The organism is Mesorhizobium sp. P3_A9 (assembly GCF_056402975.1).
The window spans coordinates 1-8,253 of sequence record NZ_JBFUGJ010000270.1; the positions used below are offsets into that span (position 1 = coordinate 1).

At 64.1% G+C, this 8,253-nt stretch carries 7 protein-coding genes; all 7 read left to right on the forward strand.

Going from position 1 to position 8,253, the window contains the following annotated elements; genetic code table 11:
* Positions 1-174: 174 nt before the first annotated feature.
* Positions 175-1,632, forward strand: a complete 1,458-nt coding sequence (gene phnY, locus AC1DX0_RS26590; protein WP_477220925.1) for a phosphonoacetaldehyde dehydrogenase — start codon at positions 175-177, stop codon at positions 1,630-1,632.
* A 73-nt stretch (positions 1,633-1,705) separates the two neighbouring features.
* Positions 1,706-3,064, forward strand: a complete 1,359-nt coding sequence (gene pbfA, locus AC1DX0_RS26595) for a (R)-1-hydroxy-2-aminoethylphosphonate ammonia-lyase (protein WP_477220926.1) — start codon at positions 1,706-1,708, stop codon at positions 3,062-3,064.
* Positions 3,065-3,066: 2 nt separating this feature from the next.
* A complete protein-coding gene (locus AC1DX0_RS26600) occupies positions 3,067-4,077 on the forward strand; it encodes an NAD(P)-dependent oxidoreductase (RefSeq protein WP_477357413.1) in 1,011 nt (336 codons plus the stop codon).
* Between the two features lie 256 nt (positions 4,078-4,333).
* Positions 4,334-5,365 carry a 2-aminoethylphosphonate ABC transporter substrate-binding protein gene (locus tag AC1DX0_RS26605; protein ID WP_477220928.1) on the forward strand — a complete coding sequence of 344 codons (1,032 nt, stop codon included), beginning with the start codon at positions 4,334-4,336 and terminating at the stop codon, positions 5,363-5,365.
* Positions 5,366-5,397: 32 nt separating this feature from the next.
* Positions 5,398-6,543, forward strand: a complete 1,146-nt coding sequence (locus tag AC1DX0_RS26610; RefSeq protein ID WP_477220929.1) for an ABC transporter ATP-binding protein — start codon at positions 5,398-5,400, stop codon at positions 6,541-6,543.
* Positions 6,536-7,393, forward strand: coding sequence for a 2-aminoethylphosphonate ABC transporter permease subunit (locus AC1DX0_RS26615; RefSeq protein ID WP_477220930.1), 858 nt, complete (start codon positions 6,536-6,538; stop codon positions 7,391-7,393). The genes AC1DX0_RS26610 and AC1DX0_RS26615 overlap by 8 nt, the downstream gene beginning before the upstream one ends.
* A gap of 2 nt (positions 7,394-7,395) precedes the next feature.
* On the forward strand, positions 7,396-8,193 hold the full coding sequence (locus tag AC1DX0_RS26620; protein WP_477220931.1) for an ABC transporter permease subunit: 798 nt from the start codon (positions 7,396-7,398) through the stop codon (positions 8,191-8,193).
* The last annotated feature ends 60 nt before the right edge of the window (positions 8,194-8,253 follow it).

Here is an 8,253-nt window from a genome sequence, read left to right on the forward strand (position 1 = left end):
ACGGGGGAGAGGAAGGGCGCCAGGGCTAGAAGCGGCTTTGCCCGCAAGCTTGGGAGCGCCGACCTCGCCTGATTTCCTCTCCCCCGTCGATCGGGGGAGAGGTGGCCCGAAAGGGCCGGAGTGGGGGTCGATCTCCCGCCGCGACGTACCAAAGAATCTGCTGGAGCAGAACCCATGACCAAGCTTGACCCTGCCATCAAAGTTCGCCACGAGCCGATGCGCATTGCCGGCAGGAAAGTCGATGCCGATGGCGTCGTCGAGGTGCGCTATCCCTGGAACGACACTGTTATCGGCACCGTTCCGGCCGGCCGCGCTGAGCATGCGCGCCAAGCCTTCGAGATCGCCGCCGGCTACAAGTCGAAGCTGACGCGCTACGAGCGCCAGCAGATCCTGTTTCGCACGGCTGAAGCGCTGGCGTCGCGCCGCGAGGAAATCTCCGATCTCATCACGTTGGAACTCGGCATCTCCAAGGCCGACTCGCTCTACGAAGTCGGCCGCGCCTATGACGTGTTCACGCTGTCGGCGCAGATGTGCATCCAGGACGACGGCCAGATCTTCTCCTGCGATCTCACCCCGCACGGCAAGGCGCGCAAGATTTTTACCACCCGCGAGCCTCTGAAGGCGATCTCGGCGATCACGCCGTTCAACCATCCGCTCAACATGGTCTCGCACAAGGTGGCGCCGGCGATCGCCACCAACAATTGCGTGGTGGTCAAGCCGACCGAGCTGACGCCGATGACGGCGCTGCTTTTGGCCGACATTCTCTACGAAGCCGGCCTGCCGCCGGAAATGCTGTCGGTGGTAACCGGCTGGCCGGTCGACATCGGCAACGAGATGATAACCAACGAGAATATCGACCTGATCACCTTCACCGGCGGCGTGCCGGTCGGCAAGATGATCGCCCGCACCGCCGGCTACAAGCGTCAGGTGTTGGAACTTGGCGGCAACGATCCGCTGATCATCCTCAACGATTTGTCGGACGAGGATCTGGCAAAGGCGGCGGACCTGGCGGTGGCCGGAGCGACGAAAAACTCCGGCCAGCGCTGCACGGCGGTCAAGCGCATCCTCGTCCAGGAAAGCGTCGCCGACCGCTTCGTGCCGATGGTGCTGGAGCGGGCGAAGAAGATCCGCTTCGGCGATCCGATGGACCGCTCGACCGACCTCGGCACCGTGGTGCACGAGAAGGCGGCAGCCCTGTTCGAGGCCCGTGTTCATATGGCCGCCGAGCAAGGCGCCGACATCCTCTACAATCCGGGCCGCCAAGGCGCGCTGTTGCCGCCGATCGTCGTCGATCGCGTGCCGCACACATCCGAGCTGGTGATGGAAGAAACCTTTGGGCCGATCATCCCGATCGTGCACGCGCCGGACGATGACGACGCACTCATAGCACTGTCCAACTCCACCGCTTTCGGCCTGTCGTCGGGCGTCTGCACCAACTCCTTTCCGCGCATGCAGAAATACATTGCCGGCCTGCAAGTCGGCACCGTCAACATCTGGGAAGTGCCGGGCTACCGCATCGAGATGTCGCCCTTCGGCGGCATCAAGGACAGCGGCAATGGCTACAAGGAAGGCGTCATCGAAGCGATGAAGAGCTACACCAATGTGAAGACATTTTCGCTGCCCTGGTCCTGACCGGGTCAAACCAACTGGCAGACCAACCGAGGGGGCGTTTTGACGCTCCCTCATTCGTGTTTCGGAGACGGTGATGGCCGCGATAACTGAGCTTGTGCATACCGAGGGCGATTCCAACACCACAGCCGCACGCGGCCGCTGGGATGTCGGCCAGGACGATCCCCGCATTCGCGGCCTGCTCGACCGCGACGCCGCCGCCTTCATGCACCAGAGCCTGTCCAGCCCCTGCCTGTCGACGATCGCCAAGGCGGAAGGCATCTGGATCGAGGACACCGCCGGCCGCCGCTTCATGGATTTCCACGGCAACAGCGTGCATCACCTTGGCTATGGCCATCCGAGATTGGTGGCGGCGATCAAGAAGCAGCTCGACGATCTCTGCTTCGCACCACGCCGCTTCACTTGTGAACCCGCCGTCGAGCTGGCCGAAAAGCTGGCAGCCCTTGCGCCCGGCGATCTCGGCAAGGTGCTGTTCACCACCGGCGGCTCGGACGCCATCGAGGTGGCGCTGAAGATCGCGCGCGCCGCGACCGGCCGTTTCAAGACGGTTTCGTTCTGGGATGCGTTCCATGGCGCCGGTTTCGGTGCCGCGAGCGTTGGCGGCGAAGCAACCTTCCGCTCGCACATAGCCGGGCCGATGATGACCGGCACCGAGCACGTCGCGCCCTGGGACGGTTACCGCTGCCCCTATGGCCACGATTCCTTGGAAGCATCCGGGATCGCCTGCGCCAACATGATTGCCTATGTGCTCAGCCGCGAGCAGGATGTCGCAGCTGTTATCGCCGAGCCGATGCGGGCGACGCCCAACCCGCCGCCGCCCGGCTTCTGGAAGCGCGTGCGCGAGGCCTGTGATCGGCACGGCACGCTGCTGATCTTCGATGAGATCCCGACCGGCCTCGGCAAGACCGGAAAATTCTTCGCCCATGAGCATGATGGCGTGACACCAGACATCGTCGTTCTCGGCAAGTCACTCGGCGGCGGCATCTTGCCCATCGCCGCTGTGATCGCCCGCCGCGACCTCGACGTCACCGGCGGCTTTGCCATTGGTCACTACACCCATGAGAAGAACCCGGTGACGACGCGCGCGGCGCTGACCACCATCGACATCATCCTGGAGGAAGGGCTGGTCGAGCGTGCGGCCGAGCTTGGCCAACATATGCTGGGACGCATGCAAGACCTGATGGCGCGCTCGCCCCATGTCGGTGACGTCAGGGGCAGGGGGCTGATGGTCGGCGTCGAACTGGTCGAGGATCGCGCCACGCGGCAGCCCGCCCGTGAGCTCGTCGAGCGCGTCTTTTACGCCTGCCTGGAGCAGGGCCTGAGTTTCAAAGTCAGCCAGGGCAATGTGCTGACGCTGTCACCGCCACTGGTGATTTCGAAGAATGATCTCGACCGTGCGCTCGACATTGTCGAGGCCGCCGTGCTGGCGGCCTGATCGTGAAGGCTGTGCGCACCGATCAGGAGCTCGAATGCCCTGGCATCGATGCCGGTCTGCGGGCGAGGGGCGTCGAGTTGGCAACGCTGCCTGACGGCATTCCCGAAGACGATCTCATCGAGGCCGTCGCCGACGCCRATCTTCTGCTGATGTGCTACACGCCGATTACCGCGCGGGTGATCGGCGCCGCGCGGAAATTGAAGGGCATCGTCAAATATGGCGTCGGCGTCGACGCCATCGACATCCCCGCCGCGATGCGGCGCGGCATTCCTGTCGTCAATGTGCCCGAATATGCCGAGGAAACCGTCGCCGAAGGCGCCTTCGCCCTGATGATCGCGCTGGCCAAGCGGCTGCCGGCGATAACGGCGGCGGTGTCGCGTGATGGCTGGGTCTGGCCGGAGCAGCGCTGGCTCGGGCGCGACATTTCCGGCGCCACGCTTGGCCTCGTCGGCTGCGGCAAGATCGGCCGCAGCATGGCACGCATGGCCGGCCAGGGATTTCATGCCCGGGTTCTCGGCTTCGATCCCGGTGTCGATGCCGCGACCATGCACGCCGCCGGCATCGACAAGGTCGACGACCTGCAAGCCATGCTGCGCGTCTGCGATTTTGTCTCGATCCATTGCGTGCTGAACGACAGGACGCGCGGCCTGATCGGCAAGGCGGAACTCGCCTGCCTGAAGCCTTCCGCCATCATCGTCAACGTCTCACGCGGCGCACTCATCGATGAGGCGGCCCTTGTCGAGGCGATCATTGCCGGGCGCATCGGCGGCGTCGGGCTCGACGTCTATTCGGTGGAGCCGCTCTCCAGGTCGGCCCATCCGATGCGTGCGCTTTTCGATCGCGACAACGTGATCCTGTTTCCGCATCTCACTTTCTTCACGCACGAAGCGATGCGCCGGCTCGAGGACGACACGCTCGCGCGTTGTTTCGAGATCCTCGACGGCCGGTCGGTGACCATCCGCTCGCATGACCCGCGTTTGCGGGCGCAGACGTCAGGCGTTCTGTTCAGCTGATAAAATATATCTTTCAAAGGGATAGGCGCTTTCCGCGTAGCCACGATCGCGGCCCGCGACAGGGATGCGACAGTTCTATGACAAGTATCAGTAGAAGCTTGTCTGTCATAAAATAAATAGATTTTACTTATCGATCGCCGATCCCCAAAGTTGTCACAACGACGACATCCAATCGGCTCAACGTCCGCCAGAGACACGAAGCCGATCGGTCCTAGTGCATCGCAGAATGTGCCAACAATCACAGGGGAACTGATCCATGAAATCGCGAAACGCAACCATCGCCATGACCTTCGCCGCGTCGCTGCTGGCGTCGTCGGCTCTCGTCGCACCGGCACTCGCCGACGGCGTCGTCACCATCTATTCCGCCGACGGCCTGCATGACGGCAATGGCAGCTGGTACGAGACCGAATTCGCCGCCTTCACCAAGGCCACCGGCATCACCGTACAGTATATCGAGGCCGGCTCCGGCGGTGTCGTCGAGCGTGTCGCCAAGGAAAAATCGAACCCCCAGGCCGACGTGCTGGTGACCTTGCCGCCCTTCGTCCAGCGCGCAGCCGCTGACGGCCTGCTGCAGGACTACAAGCCGGCAGGCGCCGACCAGATCGACGGCGGCGCTGACAAGTACCGGCCTGTCGTCAACAACTACATGAACTTCATCTACAACAGCGCCGTGCTCTCGGAAGCGCCGAAGAGCTACAACGACCTGCTCGATCCCAAGTTCAAGGGCAAGATCCAGTATTCGACCCCCGGCCAGGCCGGTGACGGCACCGCCGTCATGCTGCAGGTCATCCATGCTTTCGGTGGCGAGGACGCCGGCTTCGCATTCATGAAGAAGCTGCAGGACAACAATGTTGGCCCGTCCGCTTCGACCGGCAAGCTGACCGCGCTGGTCAACAAGGGCGAACTGCATGTCGCCAATGGCGACCTGCAGATGAACATGTCGCAAATGGCCGACAACCCGAACATCAAGGTGTTCTGGCCGGCCGGTCCCGACGGCGTGCGCTCCACCTTCGCGCTGCCTTACGAAATCGGCCTTGTCACCGGTGCGCCCAATGCCGACAACGGCAAGAAGCTGATCGACTTCCTGCTCGCCAAGGAAGCCCAGTCGACCATAAGCTCGGTGGCGCTCGGCATGCCCGCCCGCAAGGACGTCAAGCCCGATGACGCCAACTTCGCCAAGGCGCAGGAAGCGATGAAGGGCGTTACCATCTGGTCGCCGAATTGGGACGAGGCGCTGAGCAAGCTGCCCGACTACGTCAAGAAGTGGAACGAAGCGACCGGAAGTTGACCTCCAAAGGAAACCATCCGGAGAGCTTCGCCATGTCGGCTGTCGCCTTTACTGGTACCAGTGTCATGGACATCGACGCCGCGAAAGTTCGCGGCGCCGGTTCCAATGTCCACTTCGACAAGGTCAGCGTCGCCTATGGCGCGCATGTCGTCCTGCATCCACTGACCCTGGATATCGCGCCGGGCGAAATCCTGGCGATGATCGGCCCGTCCGGCTCCGGCAAGACCACCGCCTTGCGCGCTGTTGCCGGCTTCGTGCGGCCGGCAAGCGGTCGCATCCGCATCGGCGCCACCGATGTCACTGATCTTCCGCCTTACGAGCGCGGTCTCGGCATGGTGGTGCAGAACTACGCGCTGTTTCCGCATATGCGGGTCGAGGACAATGTTGCCTTCGGCCTTAGGGCACAAGGCGCCGACAAGGCGCTGATCGGCGAACGGGTGAAAGATGCGCTCGCCACGGTCGGCATGGCGACTTTCGCCCGGCGTTATCCCCGCGAACTTTCGGGCGGCCAGCAGCAACGTGTCGCGATTGCCCGCGCTCTGGCCGTGCGGCCGCGCGTGCTGCTGCTCGACGAGCCGCTGTCGGCACTCGACGCGCAGATCCGCCGCAACATGGTCGAGGAGATCGCTCGCCTGCACCGCAGCTTGCCGGGCCTTACCATCCTCTATGTCACCCACGACCAGACCGAGGCGCTGACGCTTGCCGACAAGATCGCCATCATGCGCGACGGCCGGGTCTGTTCGCACGGGCCGACGACGGAACTCTACCGCCGCCCGCCGAACCGGTTTACCGCCGAGTTCCTCGGCCGCGCCAACCTCTTGCCGGTGACCGTTGCCGAGGGCGTTGGTGCGAAGGGTTTTGCCACGGCAAGGCATGGCGACGTAGTGCTGACAGGCGCTGGGCGTGACGAGAAGGCCGGCGACAAGAGCCTGCTCTGCATAAGGCCGCAGCATCTCAGCCTGACGGCCGACAGCGAGCACAGCAACCGCATCGTCGGCACGCTGAGGGAAGTGCACTGGCAGGGCGAACTCACCCATCTCGTGCTCGATGTCGACGGCACACCGGTGCGCGTTTCTGCAACCAAGCTGCCGATTGCGCTGCCAGAACCCGGCGCCAAAGTGCCGCTGTTCTTCGCGCCCGCCGACACCTCGCTGCTTCCGGAAGACGCCGGTGTCTGACGCGATCGCTTTTCGTGCGCCGGCGATCCGCAGGGAACCCGGCAAATTCTGGATCGTGCCGCCGGCCGCCCTGCTGGCGCTGCTGTTCTTCTATCCGCTGGCGCTGATCGCCCGGCAGGCCTTCCTCGACGACAGCGGTGTCGCCAATGCCGCCGAGATTTTTCGCGTGCTGCATTCGCGCTTCTTCCTCAACGCGCTGATCAACACGGTGACGATCTCTGTGACGGCGACGGCCGGATGCCTGATCGTCGGCCTCGTGCTGGCGCTGATCCTCGCCTTCGTGCCGTTCCCCGGCTCGGGCTTCATCGCCCGGCTGATTGACACGTTCATCGCGCTGCCGACCTTCCTGGTGACGCTCGCCTTCACCTTCCTCTACGGCTCCGCCGGCATGCTCAACGCCGGGCTGATGGAGACCTTCTCCCTGCCGCTGCCACCGGTCGATTTCCTCTATTCGACCTGGGGCGTGGTGCTGGCCGAGGTCACTGTCTACACGCCCTTCATCCTGCGGCCGCTGCTCGCCGCCTTTTCACTCGTAGATCGTGGCCAGATCGAAGCGGCGAGCGTGCTTGGCGCACGCCCGTTCCGCATCGTTCGCCAGGTAATCCTGCCGGCGGCAGTTCCCGCGCTCATCGCCGGCGGCAGCCTGTGCCTGCTGTTGACCGTCAATGAATTCGGCATCGTGCTGTTCATCGGCGCCAAGGGCGTCATCACGCTGCCGCTGCTGATCTACGGCAAGGCGATCCAGGAATCGGCCTATCAGGTCGCCTGCATCATCGCCGTGGTCAACATCGCGCTGTCGCTCGGCCTGTTCGGCCTCTACCGCTTCGCAGCCGGCCGGTTGGGAGTCTAGCCATGCTGGTCTGGTCGCGCCCCGGTCGCATCGTTTTGTGGGTGCTTTTCGCGCTGATCTTCGGCGTGCTCTTTTTGGCACCGCTGGCGGTCATTCTCCTGTCCAGCCTTGCCGACCAGTGGAACGGGGTGCTGCCCAATGGCCTGACGACGGAGCACTACACCGATGTCATCAGGGGGTCGGCGTGGAATTCGGTCAAGGCCAGCCTGATCACCGGCTTCCTGGCCAGCGCACTGGCGCTGGTCAGCGGCACCTGGGCAGCCCTGTCGCTTCGCCTCCAAGGGCCTTCCTTGAAGCGGCTGCTCGGCCTGCTGTTCTTTATCCCAAGCGCGGTGCCTTCGGTCTCCGTCGGCCTTGGCTTGCTGGTCGCGTTCAGCCATCCGCCGCTGCTGCTCAACGGCACGGTGGCGATCGTCATGATCGCGCATTTCGTGCTGATCTCGGCCTTCACCTTCGGCAATGTCTCGGCCGGCCTCGCGCGGCTTTCCCCCGACTTCGAACAGGTGGCCTCAAGCCTCGGCGCGCGGCCGGCCTACCGGCTGTGGCACGTCACGCTGCCGCTGCTGGCGCCCTATCTGGTCGCCGCATTCGGCTTGAGCTTCGCGCTGTCGATGGGCGAACTCGGCGCCACCGTCATGGTCTATCCGCCAGGCTGGGTGACGCTGCCGGTGTCGATCTTCAGCCTCACCGATCGCGGCGACATCTTTGCCGGAGCAGCGCTCACCATGATCCTGGTGGCGGCAACGCTGGTCCTRCTGCTCGGCCTGGAGCGCATCACCAAGCGCGCCACCGGTGCATAGCGCGGACTTCGTCAGGCCGGCTTGCGCTCGACGATGTAGATGTGGTCGGCCGCTAGCACC